General features: G+C 72.1%; 19 protein-coding genes. 9 read left to right on the forward strand and 10 right to left on the reverse strand.

Going from position 1 to position 17,177, the window contains the following annotated elements:
- Positions 1-98 precede the first annotated feature (98 nt).
- From ACFZDA_RS17680 to ACFZDA_RS17695, 4 genes are all read right to left on the reverse strand, one after another.
- A complete protein-coding gene (locus ACFZDA_RS17680) occupies positions 99-1,118 on the reverse strand; it encodes a substrate-binding domain-containing protein (RefSeq protein ID WP_391081767.1) in 1,020 nt (339 codons plus the stop codon).
- A gap of 116 nt (positions 1,119-1,234) precedes the next feature.
- A complete protein-coding gene (locus ACFZDA_RS17685) occupies positions 1,235-2,011 on the reverse strand; it encodes a carbonic anhydrase (protein WP_391081770.1) in 777 nt (258 codons plus the stop codon).
- 421 nt (positions 2,012-2,432) lie between these two features.
- Complete coding sequence (locus ACFZDA_RS17690; protein WP_391081773.1) at positions 2,433-3,701, reverse strand: MFS transporter; 1,269 nt, start codon at positions 3,699-3,701, stop codon at positions 2,433-2,435.
- Positions 3,702-3,788: 87 nt separating this feature from the next.
- A complete protein-coding gene (locus ACFZDA_RS17695) occupies positions 3,789-4,226 on the reverse strand; it encodes a MerR family transcriptional regulator (protein ID WP_391081775.1) in 438 nt (145 codons plus the stop codon).
- An 87-nt stretch (positions 4,227-4,313) separates the two neighbouring features.
- Between ACFZDA_RS17695 and ACFZDA_RS17700 the strand changes: the two genes are divergently transcribed.
- From ACFZDA_RS17700 to ACFZDA_RS17710, 3 genes are read left to right on the forward strand one after another with little or no spacing between them, the layout of a single operon-like run.
- Positions 4,314-5,174, forward strand: coding sequence for a methyltransferase domain-containing protein (locus ACFZDA_RS17700; RefSeq protein WP_391081778.1), 861 nt, complete (start codon positions 4,314-4,316; stop codon positions 5,172-5,174).
- A gap of 51 nt (positions 5,175-5,225) precedes the next feature.
- The gene (locus ACFZDA_RS17705; RefSeq protein WP_391081780.1) at positions 5,226-5,936 is read left to right on the forward strand and encodes a ThuA domain-containing protein; all 711 of its coding nucleotides are present in this window, start codon (positions 5,226-5,228) and stop codon (positions 5,934-5,936) included.
- A complete protein-coding gene (locus ACFZDA_RS17710) occupies positions 5,906-7,027 on the forward strand; it encodes a Gfo/Idh/MocA family oxidoreductase (RefSeq protein ID WP_391081783.1) in 1,122 nt (373 codons plus the stop codon). The genes ACFZDA_RS17705 and ACFZDA_RS17710 overlap by 31 nt, the downstream gene beginning before the upstream one ends.
- Before the next feature lie 19 nt (positions 7,028-7,046).
- Here the strand turns inward: ACFZDA_RS17710 and ACFZDA_RS17715 are convergent, their stop codons facing one another.
- The gene (locus ACFZDA_RS17715) at positions 7,047-8,525 is read right to left on the reverse strand and encodes a glutamate--cysteine ligase (RefSeq protein ID WP_391081786.1); all 1,479 of its coding nucleotides are present in this window, start codon (positions 8,523-8,525) and stop codon (positions 7,047-7,049) included.
- 121 nt (positions 8,526-8,646) lie between these two features.
- Here ACFZDA_RS17715 and ACFZDA_RS17720 point away from each other — a divergent pair, with 121 nt between their 5' ends.
- The 3 genes from ACFZDA_RS17720 to ACFZDA_RS17730 all read left to right on the forward strand — a co-directional run bounded on the left by ACFZDA_RS17720 (position 8,647) and on the right by ACFZDA_RS17730 (position 11,604).
- Positions 8,647-9,816, forward strand: a complete 1,170-nt coding sequence (locus ACFZDA_RS17720) for an MFS transporter (protein ID WP_391081789.1) — start codon at positions 8,647-8,649, stop codon at positions 9,814-9,816.
- 126 nt (positions 9,817-9,942) lie between these two features.
- Positions 9,943-10,821 (forward strand): SDR family oxidoreductase, encoded by an 879-nt coding sequence (locus ACFZDA_RS17725; protein WP_391081791.1) that lies wholly within the window; start codon positions 9,943-9,945, stop codon positions 10,819-10,821.
- Positions 10,822-10,875: 54 nt separating this feature from the next.
- Complete coding sequence (locus ACFZDA_RS17730; protein ID WP_391081794.1) at positions 10,876-11,604, forward strand: maleylpyruvate isomerase family mycothiol-dependent enzyme; 729 nt, start codon at positions 10,876-10,878, stop codon at positions 11,602-11,604.
- Positions 11,605-11,667: 63 nt separating this feature from the next.
- On the opposite strand, the gene ACFZDA_RS17735 is transcribed toward ACFZDA_RS17730, so the two are convergent.
- Positions 11,668-12,063 (reverse strand): MarR family transcriptional regulator, encoded by a 396-nt coding sequence (locus tag ACFZDA_RS17735; protein ID WP_391081796.1) that lies wholly within the window; start codon positions 12,061-12,063, stop codon positions 11,668-11,670.
- An 86-nt stretch (positions 12,064-12,149) separates the two neighbouring features.
- Here ACFZDA_RS17735 and ACFZDA_RS17740 point away from each other — a divergent pair, with 86 nt between their 5' ends.
- Positions 12,150-13,649, forward strand: coding sequence for an MFS transporter (locus ACFZDA_RS17740; protein ID WP_391081799.1), 1,500 nt, complete (start codon positions 12,150-12,152; stop codon positions 13,647-13,649).
- Positions 13,650-13,715: 66 nt separating this feature from the next.
- The gene (locus ACFZDA_RS17745) at positions 13,716-14,000 is read left to right on the forward strand and encodes a DUF6332 family protein (RefSeq protein ID WP_391081802.1); all 285 of its coding nucleotides are present in this window, start codon (positions 13,716-13,718) and stop codon (positions 13,998-14,000) included.
- Here ACFZDA_RS17745 and ACFZDA_RS17750 read toward each other — a convergent pair.
- Genes ACFZDA_RS17750 through ACFZDA_RS17760 form a run of 3 tightly spaced genes read right to left on the reverse strand, consistent with a single transcriptional unit; the run spans position 13,961 to position 16,167 of the window.
- A complete protein-coding gene (locus ACFZDA_RS17750) occupies positions 13,961-14,626 on the reverse strand; it encodes a response regulator (RefSeq protein ID WP_391081805.1) in 666 nt (221 codons plus the stop codon). The two genes, ACFZDA_RS17745 and ACFZDA_RS17750, sit on opposite strands and share 40 nt — an antisense overlap.
- Positions 14,627-14,659: 33 nt before the next feature.
- Entirely contained in the window at positions 14,660-15,883 is a 1,224-nt protein-coding gene (locus ACFZDA_RS17755; protein ID WP_391081808.1) for a histidine kinase, read from the reverse strand.
- Positions 15,884-15,936: 53 nt separating this feature from the next.
- Entirely contained in the window at positions 15,937-16,167 is a 231-nt protein-coding gene (locus tag ACFZDA_RS17760; protein ID WP_391081811.1) for a hypothetical protein, read from the reverse strand.
- Between the two features lie 26 nt (positions 16,168-16,193).
- Between ACFZDA_RS17760 and ACFZDA_RS17765 the strand changes: the two genes are divergently transcribed.
- Entirely contained in the window at positions 16,194-16,328 is a 135-nt protein-coding gene (locus tag ACFZDA_RS17765; RefSeq protein ID WP_391081813.1) for a BTAD domain-containing putative transcriptional regulator, read from the forward strand.
- Positions 16,329-16,337: 9 nt separating this feature from the next.
- On the opposite strand, the gene ACFZDA_RS17770 is transcribed toward ACFZDA_RS17765, so the two are convergent.
- Complete coding sequence (locus ACFZDA_RS17770) at positions 16,338-17,039, reverse strand: WHG domain-containing protein (RefSeq protein ID WP_391081816.1); 702 nt, start codon at positions 17,037-17,039, stop codon at positions 16,338-16,340.
- Positions 17,040-17,177: the final 138 nt, after the last annotated feature.

The raw sequence follows: 17,177 nt of genomic DNA on the forward strand, positions 1-17,177 counted from the left end.
TGTCGCAATCCACACCGAACCCGGAAGGCCCTCACTCGTTCAAGATCACTCTCCAGTGATCGCTGTCACCAACCTCCGTGGACAGAACACCTAGGGCCCTAGTCTTCGGCGGACGGTCGGGTGGAGTCGCGTACGACGAGGCCGGGGGCGAAGACGCGGGTCTCGTGGACGTGGTCCGCGCGGGCCTCGATCTCGTCGAGGAGCATCTCCACGGCCGCCCGGCCGAGGTCCTCGACCGGCTGCCGGACCGTCGTGAGGGTGGTGGCGCCGAAGGTCGCGATGTCGAGGTCGCCGTAGCCGACCACCTGGACCTCCTCGGGGATCCGCACGCCCCGGTCGGTCAGCCCGCGACACAGGCCCGCCGCGAGGAAGTCGTTGGTGCAGAAGACCCCGTCGGGCAGGTCCCCGAGGCCGTGCGCGATCCGTGTGCCGTACGCGACGGTCATCCGCTCCGCAACGACCTGGCCCAGCCGTGCCTCGCGACGGCTGCGCACGGCCTGCCGGGCGCCCTGGTAGCGGTCGGCGCACTGGCGTATGCCGCGCTCGCCGTTGACGACCAGGATGTCGCGCGCACCGCGGTCGAGGAGGTGCGCTACGGCGATCCGGCCGCCGGCGATGTCGTCGACGGAGGCCGAGCAGCCGTCCCGGTCGGGCATCGCGCGGTCGGCCAGGACGAGCGGGATGCCCCGCTCGCGCAGCCGGGCGAGCCGGCCCGGGTCGGCGCTGAGCGGCACGACGACGACGCCGACGGCCCGCTGCTCGGCGAGCATGCTGAAGTAGCCCTGCTCCCGCTCCGGGTCGTCTCCGCTGTGGCAGAGGACGAGGGAGTAGCCGTGGTCGTAGGCCGCGTCCGCGGCGCCCCGGGCGATGCGCGCGTAGAAGGAGTTGGTCACGTCGGGCAGCACCAGGCCGATGGCCGAGGCGCGCCCGGTGCGCAGCCCGGCGGCTCCGGGGTGGGGGACGTAGTCGAGCGCGGCGACGGCGACGCGGACGCGCTCGGCGGTCTGCGCGGTCACGCGCTCGGGCCGGTTGAGCACGTTCGACACCGTGGACACCGAGACGCCGGCGGCGGCCGCGACGTCCTGGATGCGGGCGGGGCGTGCCGGAACGGCGTCCACCCCCTCGCTGTTGCAGCCGTGCGACCAGGCACGACCGTGGCCTTCATGGGCGCCGCAAGTATAACGTGACCGGGTGTGGAACGTTTTTTCCCACCCGGTCGTCGTGGTCTTACGGGTCAGGCGGAAGGCGCGCCGCTGAGGACTTCCACTCGGCCGGTGTCGAGCGAGTAGTAGGCGCTGACCACGGCCAGGTCGCCCTTCTTCACGAGCGGGGCGAGGTCCCTGTTGGTCCGCAGCTCGGCGGCGGTCTGGTTGATGTGGATCCGCACCATGGCGTCGACCGGGTCGGTGTGCTTCAGCCGGGTGGTCTCCCGGTAGGCCGGCCGCAGGGCGTCGGAGATCGCCTGGAGGTTGCCGGGCAGCTTCTTGCCGTCGCGCATCGCCTCGTAGGCCGCCTTGATCGCACCGCAGCGCTGGTGTCCGAGGACCACGATCAGCGGGGTGCCGGACGTCATCGGCCCGTACTCCACGGACCCGGTGACCAGCGGCCCCGTGACCTGCCCGCCGGTGCGCATCACGAACAGGTCGCCGAGGCCCGTGTCGAAGACGAGCTCCGGCGGGACGCGGGAGTCGATGCAGGAGAGGATGACGCCGTAGGGCTCCTGTGCCTGGGCGACGGACTCGCGCCGTTTCGGGTCGCGGTCGGGGTTCTGGAGATTTCCGTCCACCCAGCGCTTGTTGCCGTCCATCAGCCGTGCGAACGCCGCCCGGGACGAGTTTGGTCGCGGGCCCGCCGCGGGCGAGGGTGCGGGGGTCTTGGCCGCGGCCACGGCCGACGTCTTGCCCCCGTTCGTGCTGTCGGAGTTCGACGAGCAGGCGGTGAGCATGGCTGCGGTGGCAGCGAGCCCGCCGGTGAGTATGGCCCTGCGCTGCGGTGTCCTGACGGTACCCATGCGGCCGTGTCCCCTTCCGGTCTCCTTCTCCCTGGCGGGAGCGGTGATCCAACTGTCGGGGGAGGCCGGTTAGCGCTCGTACAGCGCTGATGCAGCGCAGGAGAAGTGCTGTTCCAAAACGCGGGGCGTGAGGGATTCGGACGCTGGGTGACTGCCGTCGGTGGAGGTGTCTGGGCGAGGGAAGGGTAGGACAACTCGCGGTTGAGGCCGTCGCGGGAGTTGTCGGTCAGGCAGTGGCCGTCGCCGGTTTCGAGGTCGTGGCGCTGCGGCCAGGTGTGTCCGCCGTCCGCGGAAAGGGCCAGGGCCGGACAAGGAGGCCCTGCACGCCGCACCGGCGGGTCCGCGGCGCGGCGGCGACGGGTGGGGCTTGCGCGGGGGCCGGGGCCTCGGGCCTCGCCCGGTCTGCGCCGCGGGCGGGACGTCAGGGCCGGACCGTGCCCGTCGCCGCCGTGCTCGGGGCCTGCGAGCCGCTGGTTCCGAAGTGGATGCCCTTGGCCTCCTTACCCATCGCGCTCAGCAGGATGACCACGGCCAGGGTGGGCACAACGGTCCACGCCATCGCCGACGGATACCCGTGGCGCTCGGCGATGGCCTCCTGGATCGGCAGGTTCAGCGCGGCGATCAGATTGCCGAGCTGGTAGGTGACGCCCGGGTAGAAGCCCCGGACGGCGTCCGGGCTCATCTCGGTCAGATGCGCCGGGATGACACCCCAGGCTCCCTGCACGCACACCTGCATCAGGAAGGACGACAGCATCAGCCAGCCGACGGTCGTGGACAGCACGAAGAACGGCACCACGACCAGGCCCCCGGCCGCCGCGATCATGATCGTCCGGCGGCGGCCGAGCCGCTCGGAGTACGCGCCGAGCAGCACACCGCCGATCATGGCGCCGATGTTGTACACCACGGCGATCGCGATCGAGGTGTTCGCGGACAGCTCCAGGCCCTTCTTCACGAAGGTCGGGTAGATGTCCTGCGTGCCGTGCGACATCCAGTTGAAGGCGGTCATCAGCGCGACCAGGTAGACGAAGCGCCGCAGCACCGCCGGGTTCTTGAACACCTGGTGCGCGGGGGTGCGGTTGAGCCGGACGGTCTTCTCCCACACCTCGCTCTCCTCCACCCGGCTGCGCACCCACAGGGCGACCAGCGCGGGCAGCAGACTGAAGGCGAACAGTCCCCGCCAGCCGAAGACGGGCTCGATGACGAAGAACGCCACGGCGGCCAGCAGGTACCCCAGCGAGTAGCCGCTCTGCAACAGCCCCGACCAGAAGCCACGCCTCGCCGTCGGGATCTTCTCCATGGCCAGGGCCGCTCCCAGCCCCCACTCGCCGCCCATGCCGATGCCGTAGAGCAGGCGCAGCACCAGCAGGACGGTGTAGTTGGGCGCGAAGGCGCAGGCGAAACCGACGATTGAGTAGAAGACGACGTCCACCATGAGCGGGACGCGTCGGCCGCGCCGGTCGGCCCACATGCCGAACAGCAGCGCGCCGACGGGCCGCATCACCAGCGTCGCGGTGGTGAGGAAGGCCATGTCGGTCAGGGAGACATGGAAATCGTCGGCTATCTCGCTGTAGACGAGCACGACCAGGAAATAGTCGAACGCGTCCATCGCCCAGCCGAGATAGGCGGCGACGAAGGCGTTGCGCTGGTCTTTCGTCAGACCCGCTGCCTGCCCTTTCACGGTCTTCAGCACTGCGGCCTCCCGAAGTTCGCCGTCGAGGCTAGGCACGGCCCACGGGGAATCGGGCAAAGCGCGAACCACGATTGGACCAAGAGGGCCCTAGCGGCCCGGAACCCGCCTGCCGGGCGCCGCGACACCGCCGGAGGCCGCCGCGTCGAGGAGGCGGCGGAAGGTGGGGCACTCGAGGTGGCTCGGCGCGGGGCACGCGGCGGCATGCCGCAGGGAGTCGCGCAGGACCCCCAGTTCGCGGATCCTGTGCTCCAGTTCGTCCGCCTTGGCCGCCAGCTTCCGCCGGTCGATCCGCGGCCGCCCGTCCGGCGCGAACATCTGCGCGATCTCGTCGAGCGAGAATCCGGCGGTCCGCCCCAGCGCGATCAGCGCGAGCCGCTCCAGTACGCCGGGGTCGTACTGCCGGCGCAGGCCGCGCCGGCCGGTCGGGGAGATCAGCCCCTTCTCCTCGTAGAACCGCAGGGTGGAGGCCGGAACCCCGGCGCGGCGCGCCACTTCGGCGATGTCCAGCTCTGTCTTTTCCGTCATCCCTGTCATTGCCTTGACTTCAAGTCGACTTGAAGTAGAACGCTGTCATCCCGGTGACGCCGAGGGCAACCAGAAGGAGAGACAGTCATGGACGCTGCGCGCAGGGCCGACGAAGAGCAGGCAGCCCGCTGGAAGGGGCGCGCCGGTCACGCCTGGGGCGATCTGAAGGGCGTGCTGGACGACATGTTCAGACCCTTCGAGGAGCTCCTCGTCGACGCCGTCGCCGCCGAACAGGCGCGGGACGTGCTGGAGGTCGGCTGCGGTACGGGCGGCCTCACCATGGCCGTCGCGCGACGGGTCGGCCCGGCCGGCCGCTGTGTCGGGGTCGACATCTCCGAGGCGATGATCAGCACCGCCCGGGAGTACGCCGGGCAGGAGGACGTCCCGGCGTCCTTCCTCTGCGCGGACGCCCAGGACCACCCCTTCGAACCGGGCACCTTCGACGCCGTCATCTCGCGGTTCGGCGTCATGTTCTTCACCGATCCCGTCCGGGCCTTCGCCAACCTCCGGCGCGCGGCCCGGGACGGGGCCGCGCTGCGGTGCGTCGTCTGGCGTGATCCGGCCGAGAACCCGTTCATGACGACGGCCCAGCGCGCCGCCGCGCCGCTGCTCCCGGACCTGCCCGTCCGCAGGCCGGACGAGCCGGGACAGTTCGCCTTCGCGGACCCCGACAAGGTCCGGCGGATCCTGTCCGACAGCGGCTGGGCCGGGATCGACATCCAGCCGGTCGACGTGGTCTGCACCCTGCCGGAGAAGGAACTGGTGCGCTACTTCACCCGGCTCGGTGCGGTCGGCATGCACCTGCCCGACGTGGACGAGCAGACCCGCGACCGGGTCGTCGAGACGGTGCGTCCCGCCTTCGAGCCCTTCGTGCACGGCTCCGAAGTCCGCTTCACTGCGGCCTGTTGGACGGTCGGCGCCCGGGCCTCGGCAGCGAAAATTTCGTGAGGCCCGGCCCCCTTTCGCCGGCGCGGACGCCCCGCGCATAGTGAGATCACGATGACGCAGAAGAGAGCACTGGTGGTCCGCGGCGGCTGGGAGGGGCACCAGCCGGTCGAGGCGACGGAACTGTTCCTGCCCTTCCTGCGGAGCAACGGATACGCCGTCCGGGTCGAGGAGTCGACCGACGTCTACGCCGACACGGCCGAGTTGGCCCGCACCGACCTGATCGTGCAGTGCGTCACGATGTCGGAGATCACCCGCGAGCAGCTCGCGGGACTGAGCTCGGCGGTCGTCGCCGGCACCGGGTTCACCGGCTGGCACGGCGGCATCGCCGACTCGTTCCGCGCCTCCTCGGACTATCTCCACCTGGTGGGAGGGCAGTTCGCCACGCACCCTGGCAAGGAGCCGTGCGAGCGCCGGGGCGGGGCGGAGGACAACTTCCTGCCGCACACGATCGCCCTCACCGAGGCCGGCCGCGAGCATCCCGTCACCGCCGGCATCGAGGACTTCGAGCTGCACACCGAGCAGTACTGGGTGCTCCACGACGACCTCATCGACGTCCTGGCCACCACCACGCACCCCACCCGGGCGTGGGAGCCCTGGCACCGGCCCGTCACCTCGCCGGCGGTCTGGACCCGCCGGTGGGGCGCCGGGCGGATCGTGGTGACGACACCGGGACACAGCGTCGACGTGCTGGAGAACCCCAACGTCCGCACCATCATCGAGAGGGGCATGCTGTGGGCGACGCGCACCGCATCGGCGTCGTAGGGCTCGGCGTCATCTCCCGCGCGTACCTGGACACGCTCGCCGGCCGCTCCGCCGTGCGGGTGACAGCGGTCGCCGACCTCGACGCCTCCCGGTCGGCCGCGGTCGCCGCCGAACTGCCCGGCGTCCGGGCGCTGACCGTCGAGGAGCTGCTGGGCAGCCCGGACGTGGACACGGTGCTGAACCTCACCACCCCCGGGGCGCACGCCGCGATCGCCCTCGGGGCCATCGGCCACGGCAAGAACGTCTACGGGGAGAAGCCGCTCGCCGCCACGCTCGCCGACGCCCACGCCGTCATGGCGGCCGCCGCGCGGGCGGGCGTCGGGGTGGGGTGCGCGCCGGACACCGTGCTGGGCACCGGGGTCCAGACGGCGCGGGCGGCGGTGGCGGCGGGGCGCATCGGACGCCCCCTGTTCGCCTCGGCCGTGATGGTCACGGCGGGCCACGAACGCTGGCATCCGCACCCCGACTTCTACTACACCGAGGGCGGCGGCCCCCTGCTGGACATGGGACCGTACTACCTGGCGTCCCTGATTCACCTGCTGGGTCCGGTGCGGGCGGTGACGGGGGCGTCCAGCCGGCTGCGCGCGGAGCGGGTCATCGGTTCCGGTCCGCGTGCGGGCGAGCGGATACCGGTGGAGGTGGACAGCCATGTCTCCGGGGTGCTGGAGCACGTGGGCGGGACGCTGACGACGATCACGACGAGTTTCGACGGGGTGGCCACCACGGCGTCGCCGATCGAGGTCCACGGCGAGGCGGGAACCCTCGCCGTCCCGGATCCGAACCGTTTCGACGGCGACGTACGGCTCTTCGGGCTCGGCGACGACCAGTGGCGCACGCTCCCGCCGTCCGCGGGCTACGTCGACGGCGCGCGGGGCGTCGGGCTGCTGGACTTCGTCGCCGCCGACGGGCGGCGGGCACCGCGCGCGAACGGCGAACTCGCCCTGCACGTACTGGAGACGATGACCGCGCTGCTGCGTTCGTCGGCCGAGGGACGGCGGATCGAGCTGACGACGTCGGCGCAGCCGCCCGCTCCCGTCCCGCTGACGGCCGCCGAGGAGTGGGGAGGCCAGGCCGCCCCAAGCCCCGCCTGACCCGCCCGTGTCGCGGCGGTCAGTCCACGGGCCAGGTGTGCGCGGGCGCGTTCATGTGCATGTAGTCCATGTACGAGGTGGTCATCTGCCGGAGCGCCTCCCGGCGGTCGGAGACGCCGGACTTCTCCAGATGATGGACCGTCTCCGCCTGCCACAGGGCGCCGTTGCGCGCGGTGACACAGCGCTGCTCCACGATGCCGAGGAGGGGTTCGCGCCAGGCCGCGTCCAGGCCGGCCAGTTCCAGGCCCCGGTGGGCCAGCGGCAGCAGACGCCGCAACACCAGTTCCGTGACCGGTACTTCGCCCACGCCGGGCCAGTACAGGCGGGCGTCGATGCCGTCGCGGGCCGCGGTGTGCAGGTTCTCCTCGGCGACCGCGAAGGACATCCGCGTCCACACCGGCCGGTCCTCGTCGACGAGGGCGCGGGTCAGGCCGTAGTAGAAGGCGCCGTTGGCGATGATGTCGGCCACGGTGGGGCCGGCGGGCAGCACCCGGTTCTCGATGCGCAGGTGCGGGCCGCTGTCGGTGACGGCGTAGACGGGGCGGTTCCAGCGGTAGATCGTGCCGTTGTGCAGGGTCAGTTCGCCCAGTTGCGGAACGCCGCCGCTGTCGAGTTCCCGCTGCGGGTCCTCGTCCTCGCACAGCGGGAGCAGGGCGGGGAAGTAGCGCACGTTCTCCTCGAAGAGGTCGAAGACGCTGGTGATCCACCGCTCCCCGAACCATACGCGGGGCCGTACGCCCTGGGCCTTGATCTCCTCCGGGCGGGTGTCGGTGGCCTGCTCGAACAGGGGGATGCGGGTCTCGCGCCACAGCTCCTTGCCGAACAGAAAGGGCGAGTTCGCCGCGAGGGCGATCTGCACGCCCGCGATGGCCTGGGCCGCGTTCCAGTAGTCCGCGAACTGCTTGGGGGCGACCTGGAGATGGAACTGAGTGCTGGTGCAGGCGGCCTCGGGGGTGATGGTGTCGGCGTACGTCGACAGGCGCTCCACGCCGTCGATCCTGATCCGCAGGTCCTCCCCGCGCGCCGCGAAGATCTGCTCGTTGAGCAGCCGGTATCGCGGGTCGCCGGAGAGGGCGGACTCGCTGACGTGCTCCTCGTCCAGGGTGGGCAGGATGCCGACCATGATCAGATGGGCGCCCACGGCCGCGGCGCGGTCCTCGGCGTGGTTCAGGGCGTCCCGGATCGTCTGCTCCCAGGCACCGGGGCCGCCGGTCGTCAGTTCCCGCGGCGGGATGTCGATCTCCAGGTTGAAGCGGCCCAGCTCGCTGGACCAGGCGGGCTCGGCGATCGCCTGGAGGACGTCGGTGTTGCGCATCGCGGGCAGCCCCTGGTCGTCCACGAGGTTGAGCTCGATCTCCAGCCCGACCCGGGGGCGCTCGCTCTCGAAGCTGGACTCGCGCAGCATCCGGGCCAGCACTTCGAGGCCGGTCTGCATCTTGGCCCGGTACCGACGGCGGTCCTCCCGTGTGAACACCAGGGCCGGCACGTCACGTCCCATGTACGCTCCCGAGGTCCCTCGGTGGATGGCTCTCGTCCCAGCGTCGCACCTTGTCGTGGTGCCCGCACCCACCTAGCCTGAGTTTGTGCCGCAAATAAACAAACCCCGAACGCACAGTGCCGTGCCGGGCGACGGCAACTCCCTCACCACACTCCGTACAGCGATCACCGTCTTCTTCGCCCTCGACGGCTTCGTCTTCGCCGGCTGGGTCGTGCGCATCCCCGCCATCAAGGAACAGACCGACGCCTCCGCCAGCGCCCTGGGCCTCGCCCTCCTGGGCGTCTCCGCCGGAGCCGTCGTCACGATGATCCTCACCGGCCGACTGTGCCGCCGCTTCGGCAACCACCGGGTCACCGTCGCCTGCGCCGTGCTGCTCTCCCTCAGCGTGGCCCTGCCCCCGCTGACCCACTCGGCCCTCGCGCTCGGCCTGGTCCTGCTGGTCTTCGGCGCCGCGTACGGCGGGATCAACGTCGCCTTCAACAGCGCCGCCGTGGAGCTCGTGGCCGCGATGCGGCGGCCGATCATGCCGAGCTTCCACGCCGCGTTCAGCCTGGGCGGCATGGCCGGCGCCGGGCTGGGCGCCCTGGTCGCGGGGTCCCTCTCCCCCACCCGGCACCTGCTGCTGCTCACCGTCACCGGACTGCTCGTGACCGCCGTGGCGGGCCCCGTGCTGCTCCGGCACGAGCCGCCGGCACCGCCGGAACCGGAGCGGCCGGCGCAGGACGCCCCGCGCCGCCTGGACGGCCGTACCCGGGGGCTCGTGCTCGTCTTCGGCCTGATCGCGGGCTGTACCGCGTACGGCGAGGGGGCGCTGGCCGACTGGGGCGCCCTGCACCTGGAAGAGGACCTGGCCGCCTCGCCGGGCGCCGCGGCCGTCGGCTACTCCTGCTTCGCGCTCGCCATGACGGTGGGCCGCCTGACCGGCACCACGCTCCTGGAGCGTCTGGGGCGGACCCGAACGGTCGTTGCGGGCGGTGCCACGGCGGCGGCCGGGATGCTGCTCGGCGCGCTCGCCCCCGGCCTGTGGGCGGCCCTGCTCGGGTACGCGATCACGGGCATCGGCCTCGCGAACCTCTTCCCCGTGGCCGTGGAACGCGCGGGCGCGCTCGCCGGTCCCGGCGGAGTCGCCACGGCCTCCACGCTGGGCTACGGCGGCATGCTGCTGGGACCGCCCGCCATCGGGTTCATGGCGGACTGGTTCTCCCTCCCGGCCGCGCTCACCAGCGTGGCGATCCTGGCCGCCGTGGCCGCGCTCATCGGTTTCGCAACACGGCGCGCCGCGGCGGGCTGATCCGGCGGGCCCGCCTGCCGAACATCCAGAGGGACAATCAGGTGATCGGCGCCCCGGCATCGGGGTACCCGGGGCCTCGTCCGTTGTGATCACCGGGCCGTACGCCATGGACAAGGAGGCAGACCCGTGACCGATCAACAGCACCCCGGCGATAAGCACCCCACCCCGGAGTTTCCCTCCCAGGACCAGCCGCACCCGGGCTGGACCGGCCCCATGGACCCGCCCCCGGACCACGGCGAGGAGTCCTACCGGGGCAGCGGCCGGCTGGACGGCCGCAAGGCCGTGATCACCGGCGGGGACTCCGGGATCGGCCGCGCGGTCGCCCTGGCGTTCGCCCGGGAGGGAGCCGACGTGCTCTTCACCCACCTGGACGACGAGAAGGACGACGCCGCCGAGACCGCCCGGCTGGTCGAGGATGCCGGGCGGCGTGCCGTGCCCGTCTCGTGCGACGTACGGGAGGAGGAGAACTGCCGCGCGCTGATCGACCGTGCCGTCGCCGAGTTCGGCCGGATCGACGTCCTGGTGAACAACGCGGCGTACCAGATGTCGCAGCCGGACGGCATCGAGGCGATCTCCACCGAGCAGTTCGACCGGGTGCTGCGCACCAACCTGTACGGCATGTTCTGGCTGTGCAAGCTGGCCCTGCCGCACATCCCGGAGGGCGGCAGCATCATCAACTCCACGTCGGTGCAGGCCTACAAGCCCAGCCCGCATCTGCTGGACTACGCGACGACCAAGGGCGCGATCGTCACCTTCACGCAAGGGCTGGCGCAGATGGTGATCGACAGGGGCGTCCGCGTCAACGCCGTGGCGCCCGGCCCGGTGTGGACGCCGCTCATCCCGGCGACCATGCCGGACACCCGGAAGTTCGGCAAGCAGGCGCCCATCGGGCGGCCCGCACAGCCGGCCGAGATGGCCCCGGCGTACGTCTTCCTCGCCTCCCAGGAGGCGTCGTACATCACCGCCGAGATCGTCAACGCCACGGGCGGCACACCGCTGCCGTAGCGCCCCCGCGGAAATCCCGGCGCTTGAACGCGCCCCGTACGGCAGACTCGCGGCATGGAGACTGCCGAGTTCCTTCACGCGCTGGAGACAGAGGGCCGGTTGCTGGCCGCGGCCGCCGAGGAGGCGGGGACCGACGCCAAGGTGCCTACGTGCCCGGAGTGGCACGTGCGCGATCTGCTGCGGCACACGGGCGCGGTGCACCGCTGGGCCGCGTCGTACGTCGCCGATGGGTACACCGAGCGCCGTCCGCTGGGCGACGCCCCGGACCTGGACGGCGCGGAGCTCGTGGCCTGGTACCGCGACGGTCACCGTCGTCTCGTCGACACGCTGGCCGGCGCGTCGCCCGACGTGGAGTGCTGGTTCTTCCTGCCCGCACCGTCCCCGCTGGCCTTCTGGACCCGGCGGCAGGCACATGAGACGGCGGTGCACCGGGTCGACGCGGAGTCCGCGCGCGGAGCCGGCATCACGGCCGTCACCCCGGACTTCGCGACCGACGGCATCGACGAACTGCTGCGCGGCTTCCACGCCCGCTCCAGGAGCCGGGTCCGTACGCCCGAGCCGCGCGTCCTGCGCGTGCGCACGGACGACACCGGCGCGGTGTGGACCGTACGACTGTCGTCCGAGCCGCCCGTGACCACGCCGGGCGCGTCCGGGGACGCCGAGTGCGAACTGTCCGGCCCGGCCGAGCAGTTGTACCTGGCGCTGTGGAACCGGGCTCCCCTGCCGTCGGTCACGGGCGACCGTGCGCTCGCCGACCTGTGGCGGGAGACCTCGGGAGTCTGACCGGGCTCAGGGAATCCGGCCGGGCCCATGGGATCTGGCCAGGCTCAGGGGATCCGGCCGGGCTCAGTCCTCCGCCAGCATCCGCGCCAGCACCGCACGCTGCACGGGCAGCACCTCACCGTGCAGCGTGCGCCCCTTCGCCGTGAGAGCGACGCGCACACCCCGCCGGTCCTCCGGACACATACAGCGCTCGACGAGCCCTTCCTTCTCCAGCCGGGCGATCAGCCGCGACAGCGCGCTCTGGCTCAGATGGACCCGCTCGGAGATCTCCTGGACGCGGTAGGAGGGCGTGCCCTTCGCCGCACGGCACCCGGCCAGGACGTCGAGCACCTCGAAGTCGCTGGCGCACAGGCCGTGTTGGTGCAGAACGCGGTCGAGTTCACACTGTGTTCGCGCATGCAGCGCCAGGATGTCGCGCCACTGTTCCACGAGCGCCTGCTCGGCCTGCTTCGCCGCCATGCGCCGCACCGTAACAGAGAACCCGGGTCGTTGCAGCTGAATTAAATGCGCTTGCATCTCATGCATGCGCATGTAATCTCTCGGGCATGACCTCTCCGCTCACCGCTCCCACGTCCGACGGGCGTTGGACTCCCCGGCTCTGGGGCACCCTGCTGGTGCTCTGCGCCGCGATGTTCCTGGACGCCCTGGACGTGTCCATGGTCGGCGTCGCGCTGCCCTCCATCGGTGCCGACCTCGGCCTGTCGACCTCGGCGCTGCAATGGATCGTCAGCGGCTACATCCTCGGCTACGGCGGCCTGCTACTGCTCGGCGGACGCGCCGCCGACCTGCTGGGCCGGCGCCAGGTCTTCCTGGTGGCGCTGGGCGTCTTCGCGCTGGCCTCGCTGCTCGGCGGTCTCGTCGACTCGGGTCCGCTGCTCATCGCCAGCCGCTTCGTCAAGGGCCTGAGCGCGGCCTTCACGGCACCCGCCGGCCTGTCGATCATCACCACGACGTTCCCCGAAGGCCCGTTGCGCAACCGCGCCCTCGCCATCTACACCACCTGCGGCGCCACCGGCTATTCGATGGGCCTGGTCTTCTCCGGCCTGCTCACTGAGGCCAGTTGGCGGCTCACGATGCTGCTGCCCGCCCCCATCGCGCTGATCGCCCTGTTCGTGGGCCTGAAGCTGCTGCCGCGCACCGAGCGCGAGCGCGGCCGGGGCGGCTACGACATCCCGGGTGCCGTCCTCGGCACCGCCTCGATGCTGCTGCTCGTGTTCACCGTCGTCGAGGCGCCCGGGGCGGGCTGGGGGTCGGCCCGGACCGTCCTGTCCTTCGCGGCAGTCGCCGTCCTGCTGGCGGCCTTCGTCGCCGTCGAGCGGCGCAGTCCCAGCCCGCTGATCCGGCTCGGCGTACTGCGTTCGGGGCCGCAAGTGCGGGCCCAACTGGGCGCGTTGACGTTCGTCGGCAGCTACATCGGCTTCCAGTTCCTGGTGACCCTCTACATGCAGCAGCTGCTCGGCTGGTCGGCGCTGCACACGGCCCTGGCCTTCCTGCCGGCGGGCGCGCTGGTGGCGCTGTCCGCGACGAAGGTGGGGGCCGTCATCGACCGGTTCGGCACGGCCCGGCTGATGGTGCTGGGCTTCGCCCTGATGGTGACCGGCTACGTGCTGTTCCTGCGCATCGACCTCGACCCGGTCTACGCGGCGGTGATCCTGCCGACGATGCTGCTGGTCGGCTCCGGCTTCGCGCTGACCTTCCCGTCCCTCAACGTCCAGGGCACCAACGGCGTCGACGAGCACGAGCAGGGCATGGTCTCCGGACTGCTCAACACCTCGGTCCAGGTGGGCGGCGCGATCTTCCTCGCGGTGGTGACGGCGGTGGTGACCGCGAACGCCCCCGAGCAGGGCGACGCCTCCCCGCAGGCCGTCCTCGACAGCTACCGGCCCGGCCTGCTGGTCGTGACGCTCATCGCCCTCGCCGGCCTGCTCATCACCCTCACGGGCCTGCGGCCCCGGCGGGAACAGCCGTCCGTGGTGGTCGCCACGTCCGCCCCGAAGGACGAGGCCACCCCGCAGGAGGCGGAGCGCGTCGCCGTGCGCGACTAGACCGTCTCCCGGGTGTGCCCGGCGGGCTGCCTTGCCCGCCGGGCACACTGCTGTTTGACTCGTCGTATGACCAGTCACGGGGGACGGCGTACGCAGGCCGAACGCGATGCGATGACCGTCGAGATCGGGTACGCGCTGTGCAGTGCGGCCTTCGCGGCGGCGGTCGTCTTCGGGGCCGTGGCCGGTCCCGCGCTGCTCTTCGACCTCCCGGACACGCCGGAGCGTCTGCTGCTGCGCGCCGCGCTGGTGCTCACGCCCGTCCTCTTCGTGGCCCGGGTCGTCAGTGTGCTGCTCCGGTTCCGCTCTGCGGCTCAGCCCAGCCAGCCCGGCCGCACCAGCCCGGACTCGTAGGCGAGCACGACCAGTTGGGCCCGGTCTCGGGCGCCCAGCTTCACCATCGTGCGGCTGACGTGGGTCTTCGCGGTGAGCGGGCTGACGACCAGACGACGGGCGATCTCCTCGTTGGACAGTCCGATGCCGACCAGGGCCATCACCTCCCGCTCCCGCTCGGTGAGCCCGGCCAGCGCGCCGGCCGCCGCGGGTTCCTTGGAGCGGGCCGCGAACTCGGCGATCAGGCGGCGCGTCACCCCCGGCGAGAGCAGCGCGTCGCCCGCGACCACCGCCCGTACGGCGCGCAGGAGTTCGTCCGGCTCGGTGTCCTTGACCAGGAAGCCGGAGGCACCCGCGCGGATCGCCTCGAAGACGTACTCGTCCAGCTCGAAGGTGGTGAGCATGACCACCTTGACGTCCTTCAGGTCCGGGTCCCCGGTGACCTGGCGGGTGGCGGCCAGGCCGTCGAGCACGGGCATGCGGATGTCCATCAGGACGACGTCGGGCCGCAGTTCGCGGATCCCGCGCACGGCCTCCTCCCCGTCGGCGGCCTGAGCGGCCACCTCGATGTCGGGCTGCGCGTCGAGCAGCGCCGTAAAACCTGCCCGGACCAGTGACTGGTCGTCGGCGAGCAGTACGCGGATCACCGTCGTCCTCCTGACGTGGTTCTGGGATACGGCTCAAGGGCCGACGGAAGCCCTCAACGGAAGTACGGCGAGCACCCGGAAACCGCCGTCCGGCCGGGACCCCGCCTCGATGGTGCCACCCAGCGCGGCGGCCCGCTCCCGCATACCGGCCAGCCCGTTGCCGCTGCCGCCGGCGTCGGCGCCGGTCGCGGGCCCGTCGTCGTCGACCCGCAGCCGCAGCACGTCCGCGTCGTGTGCGAGGTGCACGCGCGCGTGCCGCGAGCCCGAGTGCCGTACCACGTTGGTCAGGGCCTCCTGGACGATCCGGAAGGCGGCGAGGTCCGTGCCGGGAGCGAGCCGGGGCGGCTCCCCCTCGACCTCCACCGTCAGGCCCGCGCTCGCCGCCTGCTCCACCAGCTCGGCTAGCCGGTCCAGCCCGGGCGCGGGCGCGCGCGGCGCGTCACCGGGCGCGCGCAGCGTGTCGAGCACCTGGCGCACCTCGCCGAGCGCCTCCTTGCTCTGTTCCTTGATCGTGGTGAGCGCGGTACGGGCCTGTTCGGGATCGGAGTCGAGGAGCGCGAGGCCGACACCCGCCTGCACGTTGATCACGGAAATGCTGTGGGCGAGCACGTCGTGCAGTTCCCGCGCGATCCGCAGCCGCTCCTCGTCGGCCCGCCGCCGCGCGGCCTCGGCGCGCTCGGCCCGCTCCCGGGCCCACTGCTCGCGCCGGACCCGGAACAGCTCCGACACCGCCGCGATCGCCACCACCCAGGTGGCGACCACCAGTTCCTCACCCCAGGCGGCGGCGGAGTCCCCCGACGGCGGCAGCCACCGGTAGAGCCAGTGCGCCACCAGGACGTGCCCGGCCCAGAGCGTCCCCATCGCCGCCCACGCCGCCCAGCGGTGCCCGGAGACGATCGCGCTGAAGCACGCCAGAGCGACGGCGAGGAGGACCGGCCCGTACGGATACCCGGCCCCCAGGTAGACCATGACGGCACCCGCGGTGCCGAAGACCACGGCCACCGGATACCGCTTGCGCCACAGCAGCAGCGCCCCGGCCACCAGCAGCAGCACCCGCGCGAAGACGTCCAGTGCCGCCCGCTCGCCCGCCTGGCCGTGCGCGGCGAAGTTCGAGCCGACCAGCACGAAGACCGTGACGAGGACGGTGGACCGCCAGGGCCACCCGGGCGCACGCTCCCCCTCGCCCCACCCGTCCCACCGCGCGGGCCCGTGCCGCCACCACTGCCGCGGACCGCCCCGCACCCGCTGCTCATCCATATCGGCCACGCTAGACGCCGCCGGCCCGCGGCGGCGTCACCCGGGCGCGGTGATCACACGTACTCCCGTGGAAGTACGTCGTCCGCCGGGACCCCCTCGCCCTCCCTGACCCGCAGCCCGCGCAGCCGCCGCGGCGCCCACCGGTTCGCCCGCCCGGCCGGCCGCCCGTATGCCACGCAGAACGTCAGCACCGGGATGCTCGGCTCGATCGACCCGGTGGCGGTGAAGCCGAGCGGTCCGGACAGGTGCCCGCCCTGGAAGCCCCACACCAGGCAGCCGAACATCACCGACAGGCTGTGCAGCGCTCACGGTGTACGAGGAGGCACGGCGGCGGCTCGCCGACGCGATGGGCGCGGGCCCGGGGCCGGGCCTGCGGGCCCTGCACGCCCGGGTCCTGCGCCAGGATCCGGCGTCGCTGCCCGGGCCGCCGGTTCCGGTGGCCTGAGCGTCCTGGTCAGCCCTTCTGCGGATACACCAGCCCCACCCCGTGGGCGAGTTGCCCCACCGCGTGCCGGAAGAACGCCTCCCGGTCCTCCACCACCCGGTTGAACTGCCCGAACAGCTCGAAGCCGACCAGCCCGTACAGCTGGGCCCAGGCCGCGACCAGCACCGTCACCACCTCCGGCGGGAGGTCCGGCGCGAGGTCGGCGGCCATCCGCTCGGCCTCCGGGCGCAGGTCCGCCGGGAGCGAGGGCCGGGCCAGGCCGAGGCCACGGTAGGCGTCGCGCACGATGCCGATGAGCAGGAGTCCGACGCGGGCGGCGGCCGGGACGGTGGTGTCGGGGGCGGTGTAGCCCGGGACGGGCGATCCGTAGATGAGGGCGTACTCGTGCGGGTGGCCCAGCGCCCAGCGCCGCACCGCCTCGCACACCGCGATCCAGCGGTGCAGGGGGCCGGAGCCGGCGGCTGCCTCGTGGGCGGCCTCGGCGGTTTCGCCGAGGGAGTCGTAGGCGTCGATGATGAGGGCGGTCAGCAGGTCGTCACGGCTGGGGAAGTAGCGGTACAGCGCGGAGGAGACCATGCCGAGCTCTCGGGCGACGGCCCGCAGCGAGAGCCGGGCGGCGCCGTCGGCCGCGAGCTGTCTGCGGGCCTCGTCCTTGATGGCCGCGGTGACTTCCATCCTGGCCCGGGCACGGGCGCCGTGTGCGGTGCTCATGCGGGAAGTGTGCCATGAAAGCAGAGCAGTGCACACAAACGAGAGCACTGCTCTTGCTTTGGGGCACCGATCCAGGCAGACTGAGACCACAGAGCGAGAGCATCGCTCATAAACGAGAGCACCGCTCACACATAAGAG

Source organism: Streptomyces sp. NPDC007991 (genome assembly GCF_042958445.1).
In the GTDB taxonomy this organism is placed as follows: Bacteria; Actinomycetota; Actinomycetes; order Streptomycetales; family Streptomycetaceae; genus Streptomyces.

Excerpts from the sequence above, each read along its gene's own strand:
- ACFZDA_RS17755 (WP_391081808.1), bottom strand. The coding sequence starts at position 15,883 with ATGGATGAGCAGCGGGTGCGGGGCGGTCCGCGGCAGTGGTGGCGGCAC.
- ACFZDA_RS17715 (WP_391081786.1), bottom strand. The coding sequence starts at position 8,525 with ATGGGACGTGACGTGCCGGCCCTGGTGTTCACACGGGAGGACCGCCGT.
- ACFZDA_RS17740 (WP_391081799.1), top strand. The coding sequence starts at position 12,150 with ATGACCTCTCCGCTCACCGCTCCCACGTCCGACGGGCGTTGGACTCCC.
- ACFZDA_RS17700 (WP_391081778.1), top strand. The coding sequence starts at position 4,314 with ATGGACGCTGCGCGCAGGGCCGACGAAGAGCAGGCAGCCCGCTGGAAG.
- ACFZDA_RS17760 (WP_391081811.1), bottom strand. The coding sequence starts at position 16,167 with ATGTTCGGCTGCCTGGTGTGGGGCTTCCAGGGCGGGCACCTGTCCGGA.
- ACFZDA_RS17685 (WP_391081770.1), bottom strand. The coding sequence starts at position 2,011 with ATGGGTACCGTCAGGACACCGCAGCGCAGGGCCATACTCACCGGCGGG.
- ACFZDA_RS17730 (WP_391081794.1), top strand. The coding sequence starts at position 10,876 with ATGGAGACTGCCGAGTTCCTTCACGCGCTGGAGACAGAGGGCCGGTTG.
- ACFZDA_RS17745 (WP_391081802.1), top strand. The coding sequence starts at position 13,716 with ATGACCAGTCACGGGGGACGGCGTACGCAGGCCGAACGCGATGCGATG.
- ACFZDA_RS17695 (WP_391081775.1), bottom strand. The coding sequence starts at position 4,226 with ATGACGGAAAAGACAGAGCTGGACATCGCCGAAGTGGCGCGCCGCGCC.
- ACFZDA_RS17770 (WP_391081816.1), bottom strand. The coding sequence starts at position 17,039 with ATGAGCACCGCACACGGCGCCCGTGCCCGGGCCAGGATGGAAGTCACC.
- ACFZDA_RS17735 (WP_391081796.1), bottom strand. The coding sequence starts at position 12,063 with ATGGCGGCGAAGCAGGCCGAGCAGGCGCTCGTGGAACAGTGGCGCGAC.
- ACFZDA_RS17705 (WP_391081780.1), top strand. The coding sequence starts at position 5,226 with ATGACGCAGAAGAGAGCACTGGTGGTCCGCGGCGGCTGGGAGGGGCAC.